Source organism: Cupriavidus sp. GW822-FHT02D05, from assembly GCF_058802485.1.
In genome coordinates this window covers 40,758-66,519 of sequence record NZ_JBXAOE010000022.1, presented here as the reverse complement: position 1 = coordinate 66,519, position 25,762 = coordinate 40,758, and the positions used below count along the sequence as shown (strand labels likewise).

The window sequence follows — 25,762 nt, the reverse complement described above, 5'->3', positions numbered from 1 at the left end:
CTGTCATGCCGTCTCGCTTCGCGCGTCTGCTGGTCGCCACCTTCGCGGCGGTCCTTCTCAGCTTGTGGGCTGGTGCCGTATTCGCGCAAAGCGAAACCGTGGATCTTCCCGGAATCGGGACGCCAGCCGGCGCCGGGTCGACCGGTAGCGGGACAACGGGCCGCACGCAACCCGGTAACGGCACGTCGGTCTATACCTCCCCGCCGGGAACGGTTGGGGAAGGGCTCGGAAAGGCTGCGGCGAAGATCCAGGGTCTTCGAAGCGGGCTTTCGGCGGGCGCACTCAGGCTTAGCGATACGGTCCGGTCCGAAGCAGACAAACTGGCCTTCGGCTTGGGCGTCATCACGCTTGTCTTGGCCGGCTTCCGCTTCGCGGGGACCGGGGACGCCACCGCCGCCTGGACGGATCTGTTGGAGGAATTGACCCTCATTGGGATCTTTGCTGCGATCTATGTCGGCTATGACCAGTTCGGGCCGGGGATTTTCGAGTGGTTCAATGCCTTAGCCACGCGGATCAATGGTGCAGAGGTCACCCCGGGCGCAAGCATCATCACAACGGCCGGCAAGCTCTGGGATTCGTACGTCAGGATCGCCACGAGCGGGTTCAGCCTAGAGAACATTTTGAAGTCCATGGTTGCTGCGATCCTTCTGTTCCTTGCCTTTCTGGCCTGCGCGTTTGCAGCGATCATCTTCTACTTCTTCACGATGCTTGGAGAGTTGCAGGTCGCGGTAGGCGTGGTGGTCGGCCCGATCGCGGTAGCGCTTGCCTTCTCGTCTTTTACGCGTCGCTACTTCACGGCATGGCTCGACTACATGTTCAGCGGCTCGCTGTACATCGTTGTCGCGGCGATCATTTCCCGTCTCGTGACAACCACGTTGGACTCCACGCTAGGCAGTGTCAATGATGTAGGCACCGACACCATGGCGGCGGGCGTGTACGCATTGGCTATCTCCATCATGCTGATACTGATTTCTCTGGAGATCCCCGCTATCGCCGGCAAGCTGTTCGGCACAGGCGGGGGCGTCTCGGGCGGCGGTGCGCTGCGTGCCGCAGGCCGCGGTGCCTGGAAGCTCGGCGGGAAGATGGTGAAGTGAACATGCATACCCCAATGACCATCGGCGAGCTTCTGGCCGCGCACCAGTCGCGCACCGACCTGATCCGCCAGTACGCCAACGAGGCCGAGCCGGCAGTATTCGCGAAGAAGTGGACCGCGATCCTGGAACGGTGCGCCGTCTGGTTCTCCTCGATGCCGCTACGCCCTGAAGAGCACGCGGAGCCGGGCGGCGCGTTCCGTGCCACCGTCGAGGTGGCCTACTTCGCCATGCGCCTGTCGGGTGGCCAGAAGTTCGGTGCGGATAAGCCCTCGGAGCAACGTCGGCGCCTTGAGCCGCAATACCTGTACGCCCTCTTCCTCGCAGCGTGCTGCTCCAGACTGGACGAGCCATGCAGGCATTTCCAATTTCACCGCGCAGTTGACGGCGCCGAATGGCTGCCGGCACTGCACGGCGCCTTTGGTCCATGGCTGGGCGATGGCAGCTACCGTGTGACACGCCGTGCGGCGGCGCTGCCCGTCGAACGGATGCGGACTGCCCTTCTCGCCCGCGAGATTCTCGGCCAGGACATCCTGGCCAGCCTGGACAGCGAAGTGCTGTCGGAACTGTTCGCCGCCATCAACCCCGAACCCCGCCCGGTCACGCTCGAATCGCTGCTGCACAAGGTCGTCCGACTTGCCGTCGACGCCACCACGAGCTTTGAGCTCAAGGCGCGTCGCGCGGACTTTGCCCCGGTGGGGACGCCGGCACCGCCGGCGGACTTGCTCGCTGTGGGATCTCTGCCCCAAGAGTCCGTCAAGGCTGCCCCGGCTGATACCCCGCCCCATGCCGTGGTGCCTCCGACCGAAAGCGCCGCAGCCTCCGTCATCAGCCTCTTTGCTGCCGCTGGCGCCAAGGGGACTCCGGCACCTGAAACCCGCGACGCGACACCTCAGCAGGATCGCCCCAGCCCCCAAGAAGTACCACGTAGTGCTCAGCCAATGCAGCTGGATAGTGGGCGCAGCCTCCGTCGCGGCTCGGATGAATTGGCCGCGCCCGAAGGGCTCGCAGACGTCCTCGGGAATGCATCCAACCTGATGCGCGAGTTCTTCCTCGCGTTGGCGCAGGACATGACAGCGGGGAAGGTTCCGGTGACGTGGGCGGGCAACCGGCTTGTCTTGCCAAAGCGGGCGCTGGGCAACTATGGGCTGTCTAGCGACACGCTGATCGACAGCCTAAAGAAGCTTTCCTTTCTGGCGCGAGTCCAGGGCACCGATCTCGTGCTGACCGAGAAGATCAGTGCCGTTCTCGCATCGCGCCCTCCGGTTCAGGAACCTTGAGCATGCGACACTATGTGAACCACTTTCGACCGATCTTCGAGATGCGAGCCGCGACCGGGTGGCTCGGTGCGTTGGTCCTGCTGCCATTGTCCGGGATGCCGCACTGGGGATACTTCGCCCTGCTCTGCCTGGCCGCTTTCTCACTGCGGGCGGCGCAAGTCTGGAAGGCCCTGAAGTTCCGCATGGCCATCTCCACGAAGTGGCTGACCAAGATCCGCATCGAGGCCCTCCTGCACACCACGGCACAGATGCGGCGCGATGAAGACGCCATGTACCTTGGCACCGGGTTCGAATGGACACAGCGTCATTGCCAGATCGCTCACGACATACTGCGGATGCCCACCAACGACATTCCCGGCTTGCCGAAGTGGCTTCCCAAAGAGGTGGCCGCCGTCGTCGAGAGGCAATTTGCCCCGGCGAATGCATTACGGGACCGGTCTCCGCAGGGAAAGTCCTGGATCCACGGGATGGAGCCGAAGAAGGTACACGTCCCGCTCCATTACAAGGCGCTGCCGGGCCACACGGCTGTGGCAGGAACGACCGGCAGCGGCAAAACCCGCACCTATGAGGTCATTTGCACCCAGGTCGTTCACGATCCGGACGACATTTTAATTATTGTGGACCCTAAAAATGACCGCGAATGGAAGGAGCGCGTCGAACGCGAATGCGCCCGCGCCGGCCGAAAGTTCCTGTATTGGAAGCAGGCGGCGCCATCCGAGTCGATCCGCCTCAACCCGCTAGAAAACTGGTCGCAGCCGTCGGAAATCGCCAGCCGAATTGCGCAACTGCTAGAAGAGGGTCCGTTCCGGGACTTCGCATTCCTCTTCATTGACCGTGCCGTCAAGGGCGAGCTTTACGTCGGTGACAAGCCGAACCTGCGTTCCATCCTGAATTACGCGCAGAGCGGCATCAACAACCTGCTGGACCGCGCTCTGCGGCGCTTCTTCGCGGAAATGGGCTTCACCGCCTGGGAGGACGAGGCGGGATCGTACATGCAGCAGGTCGGGCAGCGGCCTGGCGGGACGCTGATCGAGGCCATGGTTCGTTTGTACACCGAGCGGTACTTCAACGTCGGCCGCGGCCACGAATCCATCGACGGCCTGGTCGGCACCTTTGTCCATGACCGCGACCATTACATGCGGATCATCGCCTCAGTCCTTCCGCTCTTGCAGATGCTTGCCACTGGGGAGACGGGGCTCATGCTCGCCCCCAAGGCGGACGATTTCACCGATGACCGCGAGATTTGGGACATCGACAAGGTGATCAAGCAAAAGGCCGTGCTGTTCGTCGGCCTGGACTCCCTCTCCAGCAGCATCGTCGCGAAGGCCATCGCCTCGATGATCCTGTCCGACGTCGCGTCGGTGGCTGGGGCCATCTACAACTTCTACGCGAAGCCGCCTAAGGTTGTGCTGGTCATCGATGAGGTGGCAGAAGCGATCAATGAGCAGGTGATCCAGATCCTCAACAAGGGCCGCGGCGCGGGCTTCAATGCCCTGGTCGCCTTCCAAAGCCGCTCCGATTTGGAGGCGAAACTGGGAGACGCAGCAAAAATGATGCAGGTTTTGGGGAATCTCAACAACCAGATCATCTTACGATTGGAAGACACGGACACGGCCCAGTGGTTCTCGGACAAAGTTGGGGAAACGGCGATTCAGAACATCACCACCACCAGCAGCACGAGCACTGGATCCGAGGCACATATCGGCGAGTTCAACGGGTCGGTTTCGCGGTCGACGCAACTGGAAAAGGCGCCGCTTATCCCGACTCAGCTGATCACTATGCTGCCCAACCTGCAATATTTTCTGCGCATCTCTGGTGGATCCGTCTACCAAGGCCGGATTCCCATCATCGAAGGATAGTACGCCGACATGCAATCAAGTCTGTTCCGCGCAGTGGTCAAGCAATACAAGCTGTCGCCGAAGCTCTCGCCGGCGTTCACGGTGTCCCCCGAACTGATCGACGCGTGCAGCCGTGTTGTCGACTACATCGGCCTCAACTTCTGCATCCGGGAAGAGCCGTTGGTCAAGGAAATGCTGGTCGATGCCATCCAGTCGTACCGGGCCGCGCGTAAGGCCGGCGACGCGAACATCGCCTTCATGCAAGGACTGTTTTCGCGCTCGCACGAGCTCTACGAGAAGCGATACGCCGCCTTCAAAGGTGAGAAGTACAACGTCTGGTATCCGTACAACGAACCGATCCCTGTGTTCGAGGCAAGGCAGGAACCAGGCTATGTATGCCGCGTTGTCGACGAACCCTGCCCGGGCGTCGTGACGCAGCGCAGCGCTGCCTTTCAGCTCGCCGCCCGCGTGCTGACTGGTCACACCTTCCGCCGCTACTTCGAGGAATACGATGTCGCAAAGTTCTATGCTCAGTGAGATGGGTGTGTCCATCCGCTACGCCGTGGAGAGCGTCCGGATGTTCCCGGTCAAGCTCGCAGGCCGCTTGTCCGGCGTGGCGTGGGACGACGCTGCAGGCATGCAAGCGTGGATTCGTCAGGACATGGCGGCCGAGAAGCGTGGCGCCATTCCGGAAGAGTTCCGCTACGGCCGCGCAGCATTCTGCTTTTCGCTCATACGCCTTTCGCTCGTGAAGCCCAGGCATTTTTGGGGTGCCGTTGGTTCGTTGGCCGTTCTGCCCATTCTCCTTCTTCGTCAGTGGGTGCTGTGATGGCAGGAAGCCGATTTGCCGGGCATATCCGCGTCTGGTTGCTCGCCGCACCGCTGATGCTCTGCGTGCTCGCACCCATGCTGCCGGAGAGCGAGCGCTTCGAGATTGGCGCCGACGAGCAAACCTCTGTCGAGGCAGTCCTGGGCGAAATGCGCGCCTCTGGCGCCACAGGTGCCGCGAATGAGCGGTTTCGTGCGTGGTTCGTTGACTCTGGGCTGTTGCGCTCCTCGCTATCCGGTTCAGCATCCAGCTCCGCCCTCTCGGACGCTGGGGCGTCAGACCTCGGGAGACGGTGGGTGCGCAATTTCTGGATGACCATCTATCGCGCGCTGTATCGGGCAGCCGTCGCACACACCTGGGCATTCGGCGCCATCGTCTTTCTGATCGCGATGCTCAACGATGGCGCCGTTGCCAGGCGCATCAAAGCTTCTGCCGCCGGATTTGCGAGTCCACTCTCCTTTCACCTCGCCGCGCACGGCTTGCTGGTTACGTTCGGCATCGGGGCGTCGGCGCTTCTGGTTCCCGTGCCGCTGCTTGCTTACTGCTGGTCGGCTGCGGCACTTCTGGTCGGGGTGCTTGGCTGGCGTCTTGCAGCCTCATTCCACGTCAATCGCTAGCTTGCTTCGCATTTTTTGCATTCAATTCGCGGACCCTATACCGCACCAACGGAGAACCTACATGAGCACCGCAGAACATATCGACATGATCGACGATGCAATGACCCTACCGGCCGAGGTCGCCCTCTCCGGCGACCATCCCTCCACAGCCGGAACTTCGGGGTTTACTGATGCGGGCCCGCTTGAGCCGGGTTCGGTCGAGCATGAGCTTCAAGAGATGGTCGATGCGGCGGACTCCCTACGCAAGGACGGTGTGATCACCGCCGCTGACGCCGAGAAGAAGAAGGCCGAAGTGGAGAAGACTCGCAAGCTGTTCCGCGAGCTAGCCGGTGCCGCGGTGGTGGCAGTCGGCCTGAAGCTGAACCACACGCGGCTCCGCCCGCTGTTCCTCCAGTCGTGGCCCTACCTGAACCGGATGAGCCTGAACCTGCAGCGCTTCGGTGCCGAGACGTTCAGCCGAAGCGAGCTGGCTACCGTCAACGACTTCCTCGAACGTGAGCTGGCCAAACTTGAGGACTACGTCGACGAGCAGTTGCGCGTGGCGAAGGCCTACTGCGAGATGCGGGAGGCGGAAATGAAGGCAAAGAACGACATCATCTTCAGGCCCACGGTTACCCGGCCATCGCTGGAGATGGAGATCCAAGCGTACTCACGCTTCTCGCTGCGCGGGCTGCAGGTTCTGGTCAATTTCGACAAGACGATGGACGAGTTTGATTTTATGGTGTGGAACGGCATCCGTGATCAGTCCGACGTCAATGACCAGGTGAACAGCTTCCTGCGCAAGTTCCAGCCGCTGGCGTTGCGTAGCTACACTACGCACTTGAAGTTGATGACGACGATCCGCGGGATCTAGAGCTCGTCGATGCCCGCCCCGTCTCTCGATAAACTCAACGCCGCCCAACGGGAGGTCGTGCTGCTGCGTAGCCACTGCGTTGCGGTCGCATGCCCTGGTGCGGGTAAGACCTCCACTATGGCCACGAAGGCAGCGCACTTGCTGTCGGATCCTGAGGTCGTTGTGGGGGCCGTCACCTTCAGCAAGGATGCGGCGGTGGAACTGCGCGAGCGCATTCTCGCGCTTGCAGGGGAAACTGCTAAGAGGCGGCTCATTGCGGGGACGTTCCACTCCTTGGCCTATAAGCAAATCCGCGTGAAAGGATCGAAGGGCCAAACGATCCTGATGGATGGCGAGCGTCTCGCATTAGTCGATCAGGCCTTGCAAGCGGCGGAGCTCGATTGGAAGCTTGACGATGCCATAAGAGTCATTGAGAACCTCAAGACTGCCCTAGCCATCGTGCCGACAGAAACCCCTGAAGGACGGCTTCTGGCTGCCTATCAAGACTCCCTTGAACGAAATGGGGCGCTCGACTTCCATGACATGCTGCGTCATAGCGTAAGTGGGATGCAATCCGGGTCACTCAAGCCCTATCCTTTTCATCATCTTCTCGTGGACGAGTTTCAGGATACTGACCCACTTCAGTATCAATGGGTGTGCGAGCATGCCCTACACGGTGCCACGATCACGCTTGTCGGGGACGATGACCAGAGTATCTATGGCTTTCGCTCGGCGCTCGGCTTCCGCGGCATGGAGTCCTTCATCAGACAATTCGACGCTCAACCGGTAATACTCGGAAGCAATTATCGGTGTCGCGCGGAGATCCTAGCCGCTGCGGATCGAGTGATCGTCAACAATCGCGATCGGATTCCCAAGACGCTTGCGGCAGAACGGGGACCGGGAGGGACTATCGGGTTTAGCCGGTTCGGCGATGAATATGACGAGGCGGTAGCAGCTGTAGAAGCGCTGTCGCCCTTTCTCAGCGACGGTAGGAGTGGGGCGATTCTGGCTCGAACCAACCGGATTCTGGACCCGGTCGAAGCAGTATGCAGATCCCACGGACTCAAGTACTACCGCGCATCCGGAACCTCGATTCTCAATCGTCCGGAGGCGGCCCTAATGGGAAGCCTTTTGGAACTTGTGCAGCGGGTTCGATCCGGTGGCATGGACACGCTCTTGGGCTTCGCCGGCCTCAGCGTGCACGAGCTTCGTTCTCTCCACGAGAAGATCGGTCCGGGCCTACAGTTCCGCCAGGTAAAAGAGCTCGCTGGACTTGCCCTCAGCGATAGCTCGGTCGATACGTTTAGAGATTTCTCGAAGCGGCTCTCCGAGTGGCGAGCCTTGTGCGAGCGGCAGTTTTTCTCGCTGGTCCTCGAGGGCGTCAGCGATTGGATGTTGCGCCACGCGAAGGCCGACGCGGCAAAACGCGCTATCCGAACAACGTACGACGTACTTTCTAGGTTGAACGGTCCATTCTCGGACCGACTAGAGTTCCTACGGCGGAAGAACAATGAGCCTTGTAACGATGCCATTGTCCTTACCACCCTTCACTCTGCGAAGGGCTTGGAATGGGACGCAGTGGTTCTAATTCGGGTTGAGGAGACCGTGCTACCTGACGAGAAAGGGACTTCCGAAGCTGAAGAGAGAAGGCTCTTTTATGTTGGTATGACAAGGGCACGCGACTCGCTCTTCATCAGCACGGCAAAGAAGAACCCCACCTCACGCTTCGTCTTTGAAGCTGGGTTGCTCCAAACCTAGTTGTCTGACAGCTCCTAGTAGAGCAACCGCGTACCGTCGGGATGGCTGACTTCGTGAATGCCCTAAGGACAGGCACTAGCCGCCGGCTGAGAAACCAGTCTAAGGAACACTTGGCACGCCACGACAGCCAGTGGCCCGGAGCCAAAGCCACTCCACCCTGAGTTGCGGCGGTGCGCCACTGGACGTCATTAAGCAAACATCCAGCAGCAAGCTCGCCCAAATGACCAACTGGCTCAGCGAGCCGGTCGCTATCGCCTCCAACCAAATCATATCGGACGGCGCCGTCTGTCTATATGTCGTTACGCGACGGGCCGATTTGGATGGGGCCGCCTGCGCATTGGGTGGCGGTTAGTGCCCTTGGCCGTGACACGTCCCGTGGAGACGAGCGAGCGCTCCTGTCTCGGCCATGCAGGCCGTCTGTACAGTGGTTACGCGTCCCTGGGTCTCCCGACCAACGCTCGTTCCAGGCGAGTGATCTGCGCAACACGACGCGGCAGATTCCGTGACGATTCGTCGAACTTGTGTCCGTCATGAGCAAGTATCCCGCGACCACGGGCTCTGGTGGCATGCAGCACACTGTGATTGGTGGCGTATGCACTCCGCCGCACAGCGTCCTTCCGGTGTCTCACGTCGCCGTATTCGCTGCCTATTCCCATGAAGGCAATCGGCTCTTGCGGCGCGCGATTTGGACAGAAGTCGTAGATCACGCCAGGAAGCGGAGCGAGGCACCGCGCGCTCATGCCCAGACGTTGCCCTCCTGGACTTGGTACGCCGGGGCAGGCATGGCACCCGGCCAGGGGTAAGTGGCACCGCGCCGCGAGCGCCGGATGCAACTCCAGTGCCAAGTTAAGGCTCCCGGACAGAGTCCGATTGTCCTTTCTATGATCTCTGACCGTCGAAGACGATGCAGGGTTGCCTAGGCCAGGTCAAAGTGGAAGAGCTGTACAGCACCTCCCATTCGCTTCCTGACGTCTTAGGGCGGGCCTCAAGCTACACCCAGCCAGACATGCCGGCGAGATTGATTCTGCAGTGTCCTAAGTGACCGTCAATACCCTTAGCTCGCAGTTAGGCTCAAGGGCACCTGCACAACCCGGTGGTGTAACGAGTTGGGCCGCAGTTTTGTATTGCGCTTGCTTGGTGCAACGGATTGGGCCGCAAATTAAAGTTGGCCGGAGAAAGGTGCATCGTTTTGGGCCGCTTTTGACCCGCAACTCAAAAAAGTGAGCGCTTCCTATCGACATATCCATTGTGTTTTGGAAATTCGGATAGCTTTGCGGACCAAGGGGATACACCTTTCGATCCTGGATGCCGGAAAGAAGCTTCGGTGGGCTCAGCCGTTCTCCGCGTCGATTCCTTGCGGACCAATAGATTGCGCTTTCGCGGAAGTGGTGATGATGCGGCATTTTTTGCGGGCCAATTCGCTACACCGTTGAACAATAAGTGCCGCATACGCGGGAGAGCCCGGCAGCAGGCCACGGAGCGAGGTGCTGTCCGATTGGCAATGTACCGTGTTACGGACAGGTGCCGTACGCGTTCGATGGGAATTGCGGACCAAGGAATAACACCTTCTTTGCGGCAAAACGGAGGCACGTGCCGCCGCTGGCGAGTATGAGGGTACTCGAGCGGACCAATCGATTGCACCTTGAGCGTGGCGCTGGCACTGCGGACCAACAAACGACACCATTGCGCATCGGCTACCAGACTGCGCACCAATCAATTACACCTTATGGGCTGGGTAGTGCTGCGGACCAATGGACTGCACCTTCTTTGAACTCAGAGTATTGCGCACCAATAGATAGCACCTTGGCGGGTGAACGATTCTGCGGACCAACAGAGTGCACCTTTGGATGAATCGCCAGGACGCGGACCAATCGATTACACCTTGGCTCCGTGGGTTGATTTGCGGACCAATGGACTACACCGTCAGTAGTTCGGCAGTCTTGCGGACCAATCGATTGCACTTTATCAGGAGCGCTCCGATTGCGGACCAATACATGACACCTATACATACGGATGCTCTGCGGTTCAACTGCAGCCGCTGTGGATAACCTGGCCGGTTTTGACTTTCCGCACTTTTTTGTGGAGAGCCAGCAGCTTCTTTGTTTGTAAACCAGCTAACGTATACGAGGGCGTTTTTCTTGTTGTAAATCAAAAGGTTATGGCAAGCAAAGTGTACTTTTTTGGTAACAAGGTGCGATTCATTGGTTCGGAGGTGTCATTTTTTGGGCCGCAAAAGTGTTAACTATTGGTACCTCAAGGTGTTATTCATTGGTCTCAAAGTGCAATTCATTGGCCTATGGTGTTAACCATTGGTTTGCGACCCTTCGAAGACCGTGGATCGCTTGGCAGGTAAGGCTTCGCAAGCCACGGTTCATTTCAAAGGTATAAAGCTTTGGTGCGGAGGTGTAGATTTTTGGTGCGGCGTGGACGTCGCCTCCGCATCAAGGTGCAATCGTATACTTGACTCGTTGCACCTTTAGATAGATATTACCGGCACTACCGCTAGTGCACCCCCTCCCCTATGGCTGACGTCCCACGTAATCTCCAGGAACAACTGGGCTTCGACATTTTCAACGCAGTGCGTGGGGAAATGGGTGCGGCAACGCCGATCACTGAGTCGAGCCGCGAGATAGGCTATCGGAAAACGAACGTATTGATCGATGTTTCCCCGCTGACGCTCCTCGCCCGCCGTGCTATCAATGCTCTCTGGTTGACCGTCTCCGAGAATCCCGACCTATCACACTACGATATTGAACTGGGCTATTTCAAATGGCTTGCCAAGTTCGAGACATCTAACAATCTAGCCCACCTAAAGAAGGCATTGCGCGAATGCCAAAGTGCGTCGGTGCAGGTATCTGTCGACGATACCGATGGTGATCCGCAGTGGGCCTCCGTGCCACTGCTCGGATCTGTTGGTATCTCCGGCGGCCGCGTGGTGTTCAAGGTCGACGAGATGATCAGGCGGCAACTCAAGGATCCACAGCGGTACACCTATCTATCGTTGCGCATGTCGGCTGCATTGAGCAACTATGCCTACATTCTGTACGAGAGGTTGAGCTCGCTCCGCTTCATGGGGACGACTGAATGGATTCCGCTTGATGTGGTCCGAAAATGGGTCAATGCTGACTCGGTTAAGTCGCTGACCGAGTACAAGCAGTTCAAGCGTCTCGTGCTTGATAAAAGCACGGAACAGATCAACGAATTGACCGACCTGTATGTTGAATTCGAGACGAAGACCACGCCTGGATCGCGTCGCGTAGCGGCTCTGCGCTTCAAGCTGCGCGATAACGCAAAGGGCAAGTTGGTCCTGGACTTCGCTCATCCTCACGAACTGAAGGATCTCTATGAGACCCTGGTTAAGGGTTTCGGCCTTAGCAAGCGGCAACTCAACGAAATCATTGGCAACCGCGAAGTGAATACGGACGAACGCATTCGTAAGGCTATCGAGTTGGTGAAGCATCGTGTGCGCGTCGGCGGAGTGAAGTCTCCCGGCGCTTACCTAATGCGAGCGATCAAGGAAGGCTGGGAGCTTAGCGAAATCGAACGAGAGATTGCTGCTGGTAAAAAGGTCGAACCCGGTCAGCCGATCCAGATCGCCCCTGCCGAACTCGAGTTCGCCAGTTCACTTGAGCGGGACGTTGATGCAGGCCTGGCGGCATTTCAGGCGTTGGACAAGGCGGCACGAGACGATGTACTTGCCTCGCTATATCGCGAGACTACCTTCAAGATGGCCACACGGCGCGCAAAGATTAAGTCTGAGCCAGATGAGGCAGCCATCCTTGGGCGGAAGGCCCTGAAGACGGAATTGGGCCTCTTCATGAGCAGAACGCGAGGACAACCTGTAGTGCCGCAGTGATTGCGGCACTCTCACAGAATAAGGGGGCTAGCCCCCTTATTCTAATGGCGCGGATTAGCTGATAGCTACCAGATAGCGATCAGCGCTTATATTTGTCTTCCATCGCTTCCACGGCGCGCTCGAGCAACGCACCGGACGGGATATTCAATGCTTCGGCCAGAGCATTGAAGCGCGCAATCGTATCGGGGGTTGCCTTGATATTGATCTGCTGATTACGACCAGTTGTGAATCGACGCTGGCGTCGTGGAGGTGCGGCGGTCGCCGCCGTCTCCAGTTTGCGGGCATCGCGACTCACGAAGCCGTTCTCCTTTGCGACTTGCTCAATGGCCTGCCGATCGGGCCGTGGCTTGTCTTCTCGCGGCCGCGGCTCGAAATCATCAAGCGCGGCGTCAAGTGGATTCGCTCTGCTCATTATGCGGTCTCCTTCTTCTCTTCCATGTGGCCCTTGCGCAGGAACTGAAGGACCTCACCTGCGAACAACTCCGCGTTCTCAATTGCCTTGTCGACATTTGACACCTCGGAGCGGCTAAGCCCCGAGAGCGACTGTCGGTAGGCGAACATTGCCTTGAAAGCTGCACGTTCATTCAGCTCTGTCTTGAACACGGGAATACCTGCATTAGCAAAGGAGCGCCGGATGTGTGTTGTTTCTCGGCTCTGGATTGCTACGGATGTTCTAGTGAACAGGACAGCATAGGGAAGCTTGTAGTCAGGCTTGTGTTTTTGGATACCTCTCTCGTGTGCACGGATGAGGCGGAACGCTCTGCCAGCCTGCTCCGCGTCGAGTTGCGACCCTTGAGTGGGCACTACGACAAAGTCTGCTTCGCTGATTGCGTGCGCGACGATTGTCGCAGCCGTTCCCTCCAAGTCGACGATCACGAATGCGGACTCCTTCGCTGCCGCATCAATCCTGTCGGCAATGTCCTCCTCAGTGACATCCGAGATCACCGCCATAGACTTTGGAGCCGCACCCTCAGCAGCCCAGGTCTTCACGGGGTGATTCGGGTCGGCGTCAATGACGGTGACGCTCTTGCCGCGCTCTGCGATTTGGGTGGCTAAGACTAGGGATGATGTCGTTTTCCCTGCTCCGCCCTTCGGGCTTACGAACACGATTGTCGGCATCGAGTTTCCTTTTGCAAGTAGCTATCTGGTTGCTAACCGGTGGCGTGGCTAACTAGTTACAGGAGTATAGCGGATAGCTACTAGATATCAATGGCTACTAGGTAGCTACTGTGATACCCGATTGGTATCCTTGGCTGACTAGACCACTCGGATGTTAGGTATCTACCAGCTAGCTTATAGATATCTTAAAAGTACCTAACGGATAGCGGCCAAATAAGCAGGACCCCTTGGGAATACAAGAGTACCCCTGAGATGAATGTAGCCAGATAGCTACCACATTGGTATCTATCTGGCTACCAATCGTCGAAGTGCATCTAGGCGACCTGTCAGCTCGCTACCAGCTAACTCGCTAGAACAATAGCTCCGGCTTTCCGGTGGCGATGGCACTCGATAGCGAGTAGATATCGAGTGCCAGACTAAGCCGCCTCGAGCAGGCACTTCCGCCGGTAGACGCTTCAGAGGACGTTGGGCCTGGCAGTACTGGCGACGTTGCTCCTGCAGTACATTCCGGGATTTGCCTGCGGACCAAGACGATGTTGCTTTCCCCGATTCGCCCAGTACCGGCACCCGGACACAGTAGTCGGCTGCATAAGGTATCTGGTAGCTATCGGATAGAGATGTAACGATGTCCGATAAGTACCGGATAGCAGTAGCTACTAGCGTAATGCAATAGCCGAGACAGTACCGGATAGCTAACTGATATCTAGATACCCGATAGATATCCAAAAGCTAGTCTTGAATGGGCACAACGACGAGTACAGCGGGATCACTCCGACACGAATCAGCCGGCGCAGCTACTCGGTAGCTACCAGTAAATCCGACTCGCTATGCCGCGGGGTCGTAGACTTCCAAATCTCTGCAGCGACAGAGCGGAACACCGATTCAAGCTAGCTGGTAGCTAACCAATAGCTTCCGATGCGAGATGCAGCGATGCTTGAAATAGCTACAAGCGCCACGAAATGGTCGACATAGTACCGACAGGGCAACTGGGATCAAGATACCTGATAGATACCTAATAGATACCTGTGAGATATCTTTTAGTGAGCGCAACGACGAGCACAGCAGGATTCCTCCAGTGCCGAAGCAGTCGGTGCAGCTACTTGGTAGCTACCTATAAATCCGACTTGCCATGCCGCGGCGTCGTAGACTTCCCAATCTCTGCAGCGACAGAGTGGAACACCGATTCAAGCTAGCTGGTAGCTAACCAATAGCTTCCGATGCGAGATGCAGCGATGCTTGATCGCCACCTGGCAGCAATAGCTACTAGCGCAACGAAACGGTCGACATAGACCACCAGGGCAACTGGGATCAAGATACCTGATAGATACCTGTGAGATATCTTTGAGTGAGCGCAACGACGAGCACAGCAGGATTCACTCCGTGCCGAAACCGTCCGTGCAGCTACTTGGTAGCTACCAATAAATCCGACTCGCCATGCCGCGGGGTCGTAGACTTCCCAATCTCTGCAGCGACAGAGTGGGACACCGATTCAAGCCAGCTGGTAGCCAACCAATAGTTTCTGGTGCGAGATGCAGCGACGTTCGATTGCCACCTGGCGACAATAGCTACTAGGTAGCTACTAGCGCAACGAAATGTTTGACATGGTACCGACATGGCAACTGGGATCAAGATACCTGATAGATACCTACAAGCTATTGTTTAGTGGGTACAACGACGAGCACAGCAGGATTCATTCGGTGCCGCAACCGCCCGTGCAGCTACTTGGTAGCTACCAGTAAATCCGACTCGCTATGCCGCGGGGTCGAAGACTTCCAAATCTCTGCAGCATTAGAGTAGAACATCGATTTAAGCTAGCTGGTAGCTAACCGATAGCTTCTGGCGCGAGATGCAGCGATGTTCGATCGCCGCTTGGCGGCAAGAGCTATTAGGTAGCGATTAGGTAGCTACTAGCGCAACGAAATGGTCGACATAGACCACCAGGGCAACTGGGATAAAGATACCTGATAGATACCGAAGAGATATCTTTGGAAAGGCAAAATGACGAGCACAGCAGGATCTGCCCGGCGCCGAAACGACGCACCGACCGTCGATGGATAGCTGGTAGCTACCACGGCGAAAACCAACGCTGCTACTTAGTAGCTACTAATATATCCAACTCGCTTCGGCGCGGGCGTGTAGAGACTCCAAATCCTTCCCGTAGCAGCAGGTTGGAATATCTATATAGGTAGCTGGTAGCTAGCTGCATCATCCAACGCATTACCGAACGGTCGACGGGTCTGGAGGTACCTCAAAGATACCTGATAGGTATCTTTGAATGGGCTCCCCGGCGAGCTACTCTGGAGATTGCCAATGCTAAAGCGGGGCATCGGCCCGTTGATATGATAGCTAGTGGGTACCACAGTGTTACCTGGTAGCTATCAATAAGTCCGACGCGCTATGGCGTGGGATCGTAGACTTCCTAGTTTCTGCATTCGAACACTTGCCTTAATGAGAGGGCGGCCGAAGTACATCTCGGACGGATATCAGATAGCTATCAGCTAAGCGTATTGGAGCGCGTTCGCGTTGCAGGGAGGGATGTTACTGGATAGCTACCAGGTATCCGCGAATATGCATTGCCAGTTGATACTCCAACGCGGTCCAGCGGGAAGTACGTGGGTGTTTGAGAGACAGGTAATAGGACTAGTTACTTATCTATCCGTCGGTAGTAGCCACCAGTTGATCTCGGATCCTGGGAGCGTCCGCCGTAGATGGCTACCAGATAGCTATCCTTGTGGGTGAGAAGAGTAGCTCGCGTCCTTCTCGCTAGTTGGCAGGGGCATTTGTTCCCTAGCGAAATGGAGCGCTACAGCGGGAAAATGCGCAATCGAAGTACTAGATAGCTACTAGATAGCTTCGCGCCGGAATCAGATGAGTAGACCTAGCGCGACCTCCGTGCGGGACAATATGCACCTCATAAGCGCACCCTTCGGGGCGGTATGGAAATTGGCCTCGCGGGACTGCGATCGTGGTCTTAGCTTGTCAAATATGGACGCCGGGGAGGGCTGTCCTTTAGACAGAGCCCCGGCACGTAGCCGTGGACTGAGTGCGTTGGGAGACTCACAATCAGCAGCAACCATTTGGAAAGTTGTATTTCGGTGCAACTTAAAATGGGGGGACTCCGATCTATAGCTATAGACTATCACCCTCCCGGAGATCCACATAACGGGTCGCTGCAAATGCTGCTGTGTTTGGCTGTCCAGTCCAATCCACTCGGAAGCACCATGTATCGCCTGCGGCGAAGCAATCCCAGCAGACAGATCGCCATTCGAGATCGCTGGCGAAGAAGCCTTGCCGCGTCCCCCTTCTGGCGGTTCGATGTCTGGCGACAGTCTGAAGAAGACAGAGGTCTCCCCAACGTAGCCGAATCAAGCAAGGGGAGTGGCAGATCAACACGCAACCAGAAGTCCCGCGGAGCCGGCATCAGGAGGTACACCCCGCAGCGCGAGGGGGCGATCGACGCAAGTCCGCTGGCACTGTCCCACGAGTGTAAGTCTTTGATTTTCAATATTTACTATCTAGTGCGCCAATCATCCGTTCAGAAATGACGAGCGAAATGCTATGCCGATAACTGTACGTCTTGCCCGGGGTTTCCATTGTGATAACGGAGTCGCACTGGATACGGAGGCGTAGGGAGAAGTGCCTGGCCAGCTATGACCTGAGCCGCTATCCGGAGGACACGGGCGACAGCTTCACAGCATTCCTCTATCCGACCCGTGCGCTGCCGGACTACGGATCGAGCAATCATCGGCGGCGCTATGGAACGGGTTCGTGAGCGCGCATGCGCCGCGCGACTGGCAGGGCCAGTGGAGATCCCAATGGACTACTTTACCCGCGCTGTGGAGTGGACGTTGCTGAACGGACCGCGGTGGGACTCAACCGGGTTGGTGCTCGAGCCAGCGCACTGCGAGCGAGCCGTCCGGAAGTCCGGCTATGTGGCGGCGCAGCAGACAGTGCGGTTGCGGGTGTAGCGACGGTACTGCCAATACTCAGAGTGCCGCGCCTTCCGGCACAGGAAGTAGCCCCTGCGTCCGAGCAGGTGGCGGTAATTGACCGCGACGCGCTCATATGCTTTAGGCGACGATTGCAGTGGCTGCCGGCGCAACCCATTGGCTGCGGTCAGGGCCGGGCAGGGCGGTAGTCCGGCACGGCACGACGTCTAGCGCGGTGACAGAAGCTGAATCGTATGATCTGCTTCGCAACTGCGAGCGGCTGACTCGGCTACTGCTGCGCCGATTGTCGGCGAGCCTTCCACGTCGCCAACGGCGGTGGATCCACAGCACTACTCGGGTTTTTGAACCAGACCTGCCGATCGTCAAGGTGGCACGAGCGCAGGCAAATGCTGCCTAGCTGCTTGCAGCGATGCACGCCAGCGCAGGCCAACGCTGCTGCGTGGCTACTCGCGGCGATGCGCTACCTCAAGATGGCCTAAGCCTCCCCTCCAGCATTGCTGGAAGAGGTCAACTTTGTACCTGATAGCTCCCTTTACGAGAGGCGGGACGACTTGTATCAAGGCTTCTCACAATTTTTGAGAATTCTCACAATCCATGAGAATAGATGATGCAACTGTGGTGGACCCTTGGCACTTTGCGCGGCCGGAGCTGGCCAGCGCGTATCTGCATGCGTTCGATTTGAAGCTCTCTGCAGCCCGCGGGCTGTTCGCGCGCCGGCGGATGGGCAAGACGTCGAGACCTGATGCCTGCGGCCGTGGAGCGCGGCTATCTGACGGCGTACACGAACCTCTGGGACAACCGTAATTCGCAGGAGGCCGCGCTCGTCGCAGCGCTCACCGAAGCCCTTGAGCCCAAAGGGGCCGCGGCAGTACTGTTAAAGCTTCGCGCACCGCTCAAGAAGGTGAAAGCCACCGCGAAGATTCCAGGCGGCGTAGAGGGCTCATTGGAGGCTGAGCTGGGTAAGGCGGGAATGGATAGAACCGCGGCCCTGCACGATGTACTCAAGCAGCTCGACCGCAAAAAGAAGCCGCTTCTGCTGGTCATCGACGAAGCTCAGGTCCCGGCGGGTGCGGACCACAGTGATTTTGCCCATGCACTGCGCGCGGCGCTCGATATTCGCAAGGACCGTATCAAGGTCATCTTCGCGGGCAGCTCGGAAACGACATTGCGCGGGATGTTTGCCCGGGTATCAGAGCCATTCTTCAATTGGGCACCCCTCGAACCGTTTCCCCTGCTTGGCGACGAATTTGTCGCCTTCACGGTCAATCTGTTCAACAGCATGGCGCGACAGAAACTGACCCTTGAGCAGGGCAAGCGTGCGTTCGCCACGTGGGAGCAAACCATGCGGTTGATCATCGAGGCCAGGTAGGCCGACGAGCGCAGCGACACGGTCCATGACGCTGACGGAGTTCTGGCCGTGGTTGCGAGCCGTGACTGTAGTCTTGCGCAACTGGGCCTGACCCTCGCGGAGGGGCGGTCGCTGCTGGCCAAGGTACAGGCCGAGCTGGTTTCGAAACAGGTGGAGTGGTGGCTCTCGGGCCAGACCCATTGTCGGCGCTGGGGCGTGGCCTTGAGCCACAAGGACCGTCGCTCCACGGAGCTGCGCCTCTTGTACGGTGAAGGTGAACGGTCCGCGGCTGTGGTCGTATGCCTGCTAGCGGACTGCGCGGATGCCGCGGCGTGTGGTGCACCCCTTGGCCAAAGCTCTGACTAACCGCGCCACGCCGGAGCTGCAATACCTCCAGGCCCATCTGCCGTACCGCCAGGCCACGGTCATGCTCAAGGAAGTGCTGCCGCTGGACAAGGGCATTTCGCTCAGCGGCACCCAAGGTCGGATTCGCGCTCTTGGAAATCGACTCGACGCTGACATTGAGCGTGACATCGCGAAGCTGCCCCAAGCCGTTGCAGAAGTCCAGGTTCGCGAATCCAGCCACGTCGTGGCTGTGCCATTGCGACTCCGTGAGAGGCCTTGGCCGCCACGTCAACATTGTCGCCGGGCGAGCGACATTCAACAACAGTCCCCCAAGGTTGTATGCCTATGTGCACCGGGAAATCCCCCGGCTGCAGCGCGACTCGATCAGTTCCTCAGTCGAAACGGTGTGGCGACCGATGAACGCGTGACCGTCATCAGCGACGACGCTGGCGAATTTGGGAAGACCGCCCAAGGCAGTCAGCTGGCTCGTGGCCGGGTCCTCGATTGATTCCACATCGCGATTAAGTTCAAGGCGGCGCAGCGTTCTGTGTTCGCTGCAAGAGGATCGCCTCGCTGGAACGGGCGCCGGTGGAGACCGAAATCACCTACGCCAGTGGTCGGTCTGGCATGGCAAGGGCAGCAAGGCGGTGGACCGGATCAAGGCACTGCATGGTGCGGGTGAGGGTCGCGGTTTTGAACGGGGAACTCTTATCCGACTGCATCTCCGCACTCGAGGTCGCCGCCTCCCGTCACAGTCAATGCGTCGACATACATCGCCAGACCCGCATCGGCCAACGAACAGAATTAAGCGTGACATCCTCGCCGCACGCCAGCGCGCCTAACGAAATCGGCTCCCCAATTTTTGCACGCTCTCCTTCACGGCAGACGATGCGACTGCAGCTGTGACTGTAGCTGTAGCGATGGTTCTGCCGAGACTTGTGTGCCCGAGCCAATGCCGGAGCCGGAGATCGGTCCTGAGCCAGAACAGGTAGCAGTGAATGACCGCGACGCGCTCACACGCCATTCGCGCGGAGTGCTAGGCTGCCGGGGCAGTGAAAGGGCAGGGCGGTGGTCCTGCGCGACACGACGTCTGGCGCGATGACAAAAGCCGAGTCGTGCGATCTGCTTCGTGAGAGCCCTTGACTCGGCTACAGCTCCGTTGGCGGCGCGAATGATGCAGGCTCCGCGGCCCTACCCGGGCCTTCGATCCAGGTATGCCAATCCTCGAGGTACCGCCAACGCAGGCCCACGCGGCTGCCCGGCTGCCCGGCTGCCCGGCTGCTTGCGGCGATGCATTGATGCGGCTGCCGCCGTGCCGACCCTTTGGTGCAAGCCGCTGCATTCACCGACAGCAGTGCTGGCTTAGCGGCTTCGGCGTTGTCGAACAGAAAGGCCATCCGCGCGACATCATCACAACGCTGGCGGAAAAAGTAGGGCGCGTCGACCAGAAAAGCCGCAAGCCTCGTCAAGGCATCCACTACGCAAAAATCGTATTGTTACTGCACGTCACGACTACGAAGTGCTTCGGAATCAATTCCGCTATCTCCGCCAGGGCCCCATCCCTAAAGATCTAGCGTCAGGATCGGGGTTCTAGAGCGTGAGCAGCATGGCAGGAACTGGTCATTTGCGGCGCGCTCCTCATCGGTTAGGTAAGCGTCGCGGTGATCGGGATCGCCTTCCAGTACGCGAGTTAGGCACGTGCCGCATATGCCTTGCTCGCACGAGGTCTCGATCTCGATACCGAACGTACTGAGCGCCTCCACCACGGTTTGCTCAGCCCTAACATCTATGACTCTTCCGGAGCTAGCCAGCCTCACCTGAAACGCGCTATTCCCTGCGACGGACGCTTGCTGAGCGCTGAAGTACTCGCGATGGAGGTTGGATTCTGGCCAGCCCGCGCTTCGCGCACGGGACAGCACTGCGTCAACAAAGCCTGAGGGGCCGCAGACATAGACATGTTTGTCCACATCGGGGCCCGCGAGAATCACTTGCAGATCGAGACGCTCTTCGGGGGGCGCCGTATCGAAGTAGATTCGCACGTGCTCCTTCATCCCAGGCCGGCTCAATTGTTCGCGGAAGGCAGTTCTTTCCGGTGCGCGTGTGCAATAGTGAAATTCGAACGATGCATCGAGATGGGCCAATCGCTCGGCCATGCAGAGTATCGGCGTCACGCCAATCCCGCCGGCGAGCAGAATCGAGTGTTTGGCTTCATTGGCGAGCGGAAAGTGATTTCTGGGGTGGCTGATCTCAATTTCCGCCCCTTCGTCCTGGGCATGCATGGCGATTGACCCCCCGCGGGAATTTGGGTCGCGCAGCACGCCAAGGACGTAGCGATGCGTATCGTTCGGATCGTTACTCAGGGAGTACTGCCGTACCAACCCATTGCCGACGTGGACGTCGATATGCGATCCCGCGGAGAATCCGGGTAAGGGTTTTCCGGTGGGGTCCACGAGCTCGAAGGAGAAAATATCCGTAGCCGTTTCGACCTTCTTCAATATCTTCACTTTCATGATTGGCTGCCAATTTTCGTGACACGTTCTGCTTCGATCACGCGATCAAGGGTTCTCCGCGCCACGCGCCTAGGCGCGTGGCACCTTGGGTTTTTGTTAGCTAGCGAGCAGTCCATGCGGGTCGATGACAAACTTCTTCGGCACGCCGGAATCAAACTCCAGATAGCCTTGAGGCGCTTCGTCAAGCGTGATTACCTGCACGTTGACGATGTCCGCGATCTTGATCCGGTCCCAGAGAATGGCCTGCATCAGGTTTCGGTTGTATTTCATGACCGGCGTTTGCCCTGTGAAGAAGCTGTGCGACTTTGCCCAACCGAGGCCAAATCGGACAGACAGGCTTCCGCGCTGCGCCGCGGCATCGGCTGCACCGGGATCTTCCGTCACGTACAAGCCAGGAATACCGATCTTGCCGGCTGCCCGCGTAACTTCCATTAGTGAGTTGAGGACAGTTGCGGGAGCTTCTTGATGCGAACCGCTATGTCCGTGGCCGCGCGCTTCGAAGCCGACACAGTCGATCGCACAATCTACCTGCGGCTCACCCAGGATGGCCGCAATTTGGTCGGCGAGTGACGCGTCTTCGGAAAGGTCGACCGTGTGAAAGCCAACGTTGCGTGCGTGTGCCAGCCGGATCTTGTTGACGTCGCCGACGATCGTGACAGCCGCGCCGAGAAGGCGAGCCGACGCAGCCGCCGCCAAACCAACCGGACCGGCGCCGGCGACGTAAACCGTCGAGCCGGGACGCACGCCTGCGGTCACAGCACCGTGGTAGCCGGTTGGCAGGATGTCCGACAGGCACGTCAGGTCACGAATCTTCTCCATGGCCTGCTCGCGGTCGGGGAACTTGAGCAAATTGAAGTCCGCATAGGGCACCATCACATACTCGGCCTGTCCGCCGATCCAGCCCCCCATGTCGACATACCCATATGCACCACCTGGCCGTGCAAGGTTGACGCTCAGGCAAACGCCGGTGTTCATCTCCTTGCACATCGGACAGCGTCCACATGCGACATTGAATGGTACGGATACGATGTCTCCTTTCTGCAGCGTCGTGACATCTGAGCCTACCTCGACCACTTCCCCGGTGATTTCGTGGCCTAGCACCAGGCCAGCAGGAGCCGTCGTGCGGCCACGCACCATATGCTGGTCCGATCCGCAAATATTGGTCGACACCACACGGAGCACTACCCCGTGGTTTGCCTTACGGCCGCTCGGTTCGGTCAATTCTGGAAAGGCAATCGACTGGACCTCGACCTTGCCTGGGGCGATATACACAACACCTCGGTTACCTGACATCTCTATCTCCGCTATATGAGTGAGGACAATGCGCGCAAGCACCTATCCTGCGGGCTGCAGATATTTCGCCGCGGACGTGTGGAAGCCTCGACTTGCTGGCGTCGATACGACCTCCTTTGGTGATTTACGTCATCGCTGGACGAGCGGGCGCTTCGCGCTGTCCTTTCGTATCGAACTTGTACGGTGTCCGTGAGGTCGGATTAGCTTGCCTGCTTTGCGGTCAACGCTGCGATAATGCGGCGTGCACGGTTCGCACCCGTGTCGACGTGAATGTCGACCTGTGGTTGGGGTCCGAAGCGACACATGTTCCGGTGTTGTGCTTCGATTACGATCTTGTCCTCCTCGAAGGTCAACGCTGTCTGCTCATAGACGACATCCAGATTGCTGCTGCCGGACGACGGCCGGTTGGTTGCAATGGTCCAGAAATAGTGCGCTGTCTTATCCGTCTCTGGCGTAATGCAATGAAGACCACGCATGTGGAAGCCGCCACGATCCTGGTTTTCAAGTGACTCGGCGCCAGCATCAACGGCCCCGGTCCAGATTCGAATGTGATTGACGTCGAACTCAATCTCCTGCCATCGGTCGATCCGATCGCGAAAGCCCCAGGCATCCACATAGGTCTTCGGCGCTTGAGAGTTCATCATGTGCCGTACGATCCGTACCGCGTTTCCCTTGCTTTCAACCTTCATCTCGGCATTCATATGCACGGAGGGGTTGCCACCAATCGTTCGCAGGTGAACGTAGCCAAGATGGCTCAGATCCAGCAGGTTGTCGTGGATGAGTTGGTACGGCGCATCATAGTGAACCACGCCGCCTCGGAACTCGTAGCGCTCGTCGTTATGCCAGCGATAGGCGGGGGGCTCGATGTCGGGTTCGCTCTCGGGATGGGCACCGAACCATATCCACAAGATCTGATCCCTTTCCACCACGGGAAAGCTCGCAACGCGAGCCTTCTCGGGAATGCGATCCTGCCCCGGAATTTCGAGGCATTTACCTTGCGGCGAGAACAGCAGGCCGTGATACCCACAGCGGATACCTCGTTCTTCCACAGTGCCGCATGACAGCGGCAGGGACCGATGGCAGCAGCGATCTTCAAGTGCGCCTGCGACGCCGTCGGTGCCTCGAAACAACACCAGGTGCCGATTGAGCAGGGTGCGTGCAAGCGGCTTATCAGTCAGTTCTGATGAGAAACCGCCGGCATACCACTGGTTGAGTGCAAACATGCTGTCTCCTTGTGAGGGTGCGTCACCTATGGCTCGCCCCTCTACCTGTCGAAAGGCGACGCTCTTCAGTCAACGTTCAGTGTACTTAATCTGACGTTCAGTATACTCATCGTCACCCGTGCAAGAAAGATCTTTTTGCTGCACAGGTACTAGGGATTAATCCCTAGTACCCAAATTTCGAAGGAAGGACATGAGTCGCCAGACAGCATCATCCAGTCGCACCACAAAACCGAGCGGACCCGAAGAGGAGTTGTCGACAGATCTCTATGACCAGCCAGGCCATCTGATTCGTCGTGCTCATCAGATCTCCGTCTCGATGTTCCATGCCGTGATAGGGCAAGAGGTCACGGCGATTCAATATGGTGCCTTGCGTATCCTCCAGGATCATCCCGATATTGATCAGGTGACATTGGCGAAGCTGTGTGCGCTAGATAACTCTACGACCGCCTCGCTTGCTGTCCGCCTGGAAGAGCGAGGACTGATCGAGCGCTTCGTGCCGCCGGAAAACAAGCGCTATCGCCTGCTGCGGCTCACTCGTGCTGGCGCCGAGCTTTTGGAAGAGCTTGTGCCGTCCGTGCACGAATTGCGTCACCGGCTGCTCGAGCCTCTGACGAAAGACGAGCAGGCCACGTTTCTTGCGCTCCTCTCGAAATTTGTCCGACTGAACAACGAGAAGAGCAGAGCGCCGCTTCGCCGCGGCCCTGGGGAATCCGATCGCTGACTGTCATGTTCTTGGCAGCAGGATTGAGCTTGATGGCCGTATCGCCGCCAAGGGGTGGCAGGGGCAACGCACTCGTGGCCTACTCCAGACAGCGTAGGCCGGGTGGGGTGGGGTGGGATATGGTGCAGGTACGCCAGCCTGCTGATGTGGTTGCGGTCCCCGGGAACAGGATTTCGCTCCAAGGGCAGGTGCATGCGCAGCGCTCGCGGGTGCACCGTTCGGTTTCCAGTTCTGGGTATGGTTGTGTCTATCTGCGGATTTACGTGCGTCAGGCGGCGGTTCGTCCGCGGCCCTTACCCTTGCCTGGGCTGGGCGCCCTCGCAGGGGTGCCTGTCGCCGCCGCTGTTTCGCGCCGTAGATCGAGCGCAGGTGCCGAGGCTCCACTGCCATCCAGGGGCTCGTTTGCAAGCGCTTGCGCAGTGGTGTCGCGCACGTTTCGCAACAGTATTCTGAGGGCGACTTGCTCGGGCTGGGAAAGCCCCTGCACGACGGCCTGGGTGGCTTCTTCGGCCAGATGCAGGAGCGGTACTTTCAGGTCCCATGCCCGAGTGGTCAGGTAGACGCGCGTTTTTCGCTTGTCGAGCGTATCACGCTCGAACCTGATCAGATCATCGCGCTCCATGGTCCGTAGCATTTCCAGCGTCGACGGCTGGGTCATGCCCAAACGTTCGGCCAGTTCGCGCTGGGTCACGCCATCGCCTTCCCACAGCACACGAAGCACGTACCAGCTGCCGCCACGGATGCCTCGGCTTGCCAGGCGGCCGTAAAGCAATCGCCGGCTCAGTCGGGACGTTTCGTTCAACAGGAATCCGATTGACTCATCCAGACTCTGGCTCGGGACGTCATCCTCCGCGTGCATGGGAGGCGTTCGTGGGTTGCGGGTCATCGGCTCGTTCCAGCAGTGTGAATTTCCAGAAATACCAGCTCTACGCTCGCGGGCAAGCGCTGTCGAATAGGAACCAATTTTATTCCACAGGACTGTCCAAGAGTAACAGTCTTATACCTCGAGAAAACACTTATAGGAACCAAATTAAAATTGAGTTCCAATCCAAGGGTTCGATAGCTGGTCGGAGGAACTTGGCCGGGGCGGCCAAGGACAACGTGTTGGAGACGGGATGGATTAGTCTGCGCCAACCGCCCGAACCGGTTCAA

At 58.4% G+C, this 25,762-nt stretch carries 19 protein-coding genes; 13 read left to right on the top strand and 6 right to left on the bottom strand.

The genetic code is table 11. The features are described from left to right. Window positions 1-5 precede the first annotated feature (5 nt). The 9 genes from AC1RQK_RS26855 (at window position 6) to AC1RQK_RS26815 (ending at window position 12,101) form a co-directional block, all read left to right on the top strand. Complete coding sequence (locus AC1RQK_RS26855; protein WP_492812128.1) at window positions 6-1,094, top strand: type IV secretion system protein; 1,089 nt, start codon at window positions 6-8, stop codon at window positions 1,092-1,094. A 14-nt stretch (window positions 1,095-1,108) separates the two neighbouring features. Beyond that, a complete protein-coding gene (locus AC1RQK_RS26850; protein WP_492812126.1) occupies window positions 1,109-2,371 on the top strand; it encodes a TraI domain-containing protein in 1,263 nt (420 codons plus the stop codon). A gap of 2 nt (window positions 2,372-2,373) precedes the next feature. After that, window positions 2,374-4,230, top strand: coding sequence for a conjugative transfer system coupling protein TraD (gene traD, locus AC1RQK_RS26845; RefSeq protein ID WP_492812124.1), 1,857 nt, complete (start codon window positions 2,374-2,376; stop codon window positions 4,228-4,230). 9 nt (window positions 4,231-4,239) lie between these two features. Further along, window positions 4,240-4,746: a hypothetical protein gene (locus tag AC1RQK_RS26840; RefSeq protein ID WP_150984873.1), complete on the top strand. Its 507-nt coding sequence runs from the start codon at window positions 4,240-4,242 to the stop codon at window positions 4,744-4,746. A gap of 7 nt (window positions 4,747-4,753) precedes the next feature. Continuing rightward, complete coding sequence (locus AC1RQK_RS26835; protein ID WP_492812121.1) at window positions 4,754-5,038, top strand: hypothetical protein; 285 nt, start codon at window positions 4,754-4,756, stop codon at window positions 5,036-5,038. After that, a complete protein-coding gene (locus AC1RQK_RS26830; RefSeq protein ID WP_492812119.1) occupies window positions 5,038-5,655 on the top strand; it encodes an IncC plasmid conjugative DNA transfer DtrJ family protein in 618 nt (205 codons plus the stop codon). Before AC1RQK_RS26835 ends, AC1RQK_RS26830 begins: the two co-directional genes overlap by 1 nt. Window positions 5,656-5,716: 61 nt before the next feature. Beyond that, window positions 5,717-6,508, top strand: a complete 792-nt coding sequence (locus AC1RQK_RS26825; RefSeq protein WP_492812116.1) for an ATPase — start codon at window positions 5,717-5,719, stop codon at window positions 6,506-6,508. A gap of 9 nt (window positions 6,509-6,517) precedes the next feature. Beyond that, entirely contained in the window at window positions 6,518-8,245 is a 1,728-nt protein-coding gene (locus AC1RQK_RS26820) for an ATP-dependent helicase (protein ID WP_492812114.1), read from the top strand. A 2,521-nt stretch (window positions 8,246-10,766) separates the two neighbouring features. Continuing rightward, window positions 10,767-12,101, top strand: coding sequence for a replication initiation protein (locus tag AC1RQK_RS26815; protein ID WP_492812112.1), 1,335 nt, complete (start codon window positions 10,767-10,769; stop codon window positions 12,099-12,101). Window positions 12,102-12,180: 79 nt separating this feature from the next. Here the strand turns inward: AC1RQK_RS26815 and AC1RQK_RS26810 are convergent, their stop codons facing one another. Continuing rightward, entirely contained in the window at window positions 12,181-12,513 is a 333-nt protein-coding gene (locus tag AC1RQK_RS26810; RefSeq protein ID WP_492812110.1) for a hypothetical protein, read from the bottom strand. Continuing rightward, window positions 12,513-13,220 (bottom strand): nucleotide-binding protein, encoded by a 708-nt coding sequence (locus AC1RQK_RS26805; protein ID WP_416046825.1) that lies wholly within the window; start codon window positions 13,218-13,220, stop codon window positions 12,513-12,515. The genes AC1RQK_RS26810 and AC1RQK_RS26805 overlap by 1 nt, the downstream gene beginning before the upstream one ends. 4,692 nt (window positions 13,221-17,912) lie before the next feature. Here AC1RQK_RS26805 and AC1RQK_RS26800 point away from each other — a divergent pair. From AC1RQK_RS26800 to AC1RQK_RS26790, 3 genes are all read left to right on the top strand, one after another. Further along, a complete protein-coding gene (locus AC1RQK_RS26800; protein ID WP_492812108.1) occupies window positions 17,913-18,539 on the top strand; it encodes a hypothetical protein in 627 nt (208 codons plus the stop codon). A 325-nt stretch (window positions 18,540-18,864) separates the two neighbouring features. After that, complete coding sequence (locus tag AC1RQK_RS26795; RefSeq protein ID WP_492812106.1) at window positions 18,865-19,371, top strand: hypothetical protein; 507 nt, start codon at window positions 18,865-18,867, stop codon at window positions 19,369-19,371. A gap of 706 nt (window positions 19,372-20,077) precedes the next feature. Further along, window positions 20,078-20,437 carry a hypothetical protein gene (locus tag AC1RQK_RS26790; RefSeq protein WP_492812104.1) on the top strand — a complete coding sequence of 120 codons (360 nt, stop codon included), beginning with the start codon at window positions 20,078-20,080 and terminating at the stop codon, window positions 20,435-20,437. Here AC1RQK_RS26790 and AC1RQK_RS26785 read toward each other — a convergent pair. From AC1RQK_RS26785 to AC1RQK_RS26775, 3 genes are all read right to left on the bottom strand, one after another. Further along, a complete protein-coding gene (locus AC1RQK_RS26785) occupies window positions 20,426-21,373 on the bottom strand; it encodes a PDR/VanB family oxidoreductase (protein WP_492812102.1) in 948 nt (315 codons plus the stop codon). The genes AC1RQK_RS26790 and AC1RQK_RS26785 overlap by 12 nt on opposite strands. Window positions 21,374-21,469: 96 nt before the next feature. Beyond that, window positions 21,470-22,666, bottom strand: a complete 1,197-nt coding sequence (gene fdhA, locus AC1RQK_RS26780) for a formaldehyde dehydrogenase, glutathione-independent (protein ID WP_492812100.1) — start codon at window positions 22,664-22,666, stop codon at window positions 21,470-21,472. Window positions 22,667-22,866: 200 nt separating this feature from the next. Continuing rightward, entirely contained in the window at window positions 22,867-23,889 is a 1,023-nt protein-coding gene (locus tag AC1RQK_RS26775) for a Rieske 2Fe-2S domain-containing protein (RefSeq protein WP_492812098.1), read from the bottom strand. Window positions 23,890-24,079: 190 nt separating this feature from the next. Here AC1RQK_RS26775 and AC1RQK_RS26770 point away from each other — a divergent pair, with 190 nt between their 5' ends. Beyond that, window positions 24,080-24,610 (top strand): MarR family winged helix-turn-helix transcriptional regulator, encoded by a 531-nt coding sequence (locus AC1RQK_RS26770; RefSeq protein ID WP_492812096.1) that lies wholly within the window; start codon window positions 24,080-24,082, stop codon window positions 24,608-24,610. A 268-nt stretch (window positions 24,611-24,878) separates the two neighbouring features. Here AC1RQK_RS26770 and AC1RQK_RS26765 read toward each other — a convergent pair whose 3' ends face one another. Continuing rightward, the gene (locus tag AC1RQK_RS26765; RefSeq protein ID WP_492812094.1) at window positions 24,879-25,496 is read right to left on the bottom strand and encodes a MarR family winged helix-turn-helix transcriptional regulator; all 618 of its coding nucleotides are present in this window, start codon (window positions 25,494-25,496) and stop codon (window positions 24,879-24,881) included. Between the last annotated feature and the right edge of the window lie 266 nt (window positions 25,497-25,762).

Excerpts from the sequence above, each read along its gene's own strand:
- AC1RQK_RS26830 (WP_492812119.1), top strand. The coding sequence starts at position 5,038 with ATGGCAGGAAGCCGATTTGCCGGGCATATCCGCGTCTGGTTGCTCGCC.
- AC1RQK_RS26775 (WP_492812098.1), bottom strand. The coding sequence starts at position 23,889 with ATGTTTGCACTCAACCAGTGGTATGCCGGCGGTTTCTCATCAGAACTG.
- AC1RQK_RS26765 (WP_492812094.1), bottom strand. The coding sequence starts at position 25,496 with ATGACCCGCAACCCACGAACGCCTCCCATGCACGCGGAGGATGACGTC.
- AC1RQK_RS26825 (WP_492812116.1), top strand. The coding sequence starts at position 5,717 with ATGAGCACCGCAGAACATATCGACATGATCGACGATGCAATGACCCTA.
- AC1RQK_RS26800 (WP_492812108.1), top strand. The coding sequence starts at position 17,913 with ATGCCTGCGGCCGTGGAGCGCGGCTATCTGACGGCGTACACGAACCTC.
- AC1RQK_RS26790 (WP_492812104.1), top strand. The coding sequence starts at position 20,078 with ATGCCAATCCTCGAGGTACCGCCAACGCAGGCCCACGCGGCTGCCCGG.
- AC1RQK_RS26850 (WP_492812126.1), top strand. The coding sequence starts at position 1,109 with ATGACCATCGGCGAGCTTCTGGCCGCGCACCAGTCGCGCACCGACCTG.
- AC1RQK_RS26805 (WP_416046825.1), bottom strand. The coding sequence starts at position 13,220 with ATGCCGACAATCGTGTTCGTAAGCCCGAAGGGCGGAGCAGGGAAAACG.
- AC1RQK_RS26840 (WP_150984873.1), top strand. The coding sequence starts at position 4,240 with ATGCAATCAAGTCTGTTCCGCGCAGTGGTCAAGCAATACAAGCTGTCG.
- AC1RQK_RS26785 (WP_492812102.1), bottom strand. The coding sequence starts at position 21,373 with ATGAAAGTGAAGATATTGAAGAAGGTCGAAACGGCTACGGATATTTTC.
- AC1RQK_RS26810 (WP_492812110.1), bottom strand. The coding sequence starts at position 12,513 with ATGAGCAGAGCGAATCCACTTGACGCCGCGCTTGATGATTTCGAGCCG.
- AC1RQK_RS26820 (WP_492812114.1), top strand. The coding sequence starts at position 6,518 with ATGCCCGCCCCGTCTCTCGATAAACTCAACGCCGCCCAACGGGAGGTC.
- fdhA (WP_492812100.1), bottom strand. The coding sequence starts at position 22,666 with ATGTCAGGTAACCGAGGTGTTGTGTATATCGCCCCAGGCAAGGTCGAG.
- AC1RQK_RS26815 (WP_492812112.1), top strand. The coding sequence starts at position 10,767 with ATGGCTGACGTCCCACGTAATCTCCAGGAACAACTGGGCTTCGACATT.
- AC1RQK_RS26855 (WP_492812128.1), top strand. The coding sequence starts at position 6 with ATGCCGTCTCGCTTCGCGCGTCTGCTGGTCGCCACCTTCGCGGCGGTC.
- traD (WP_492812124.1), top strand. The coding sequence starts at position 2,374 with ATGCGACACTATGTGAACCACTTTCGACCGATCTTCGAGATGCGAGCC.
- AC1RQK_RS26770 (WP_492812096.1), top strand. The coding sequence starts at position 24,080 with ATGAGTCGCCAGACAGCATCATCCAGTCGCACCACAAAACCGAGCGGA.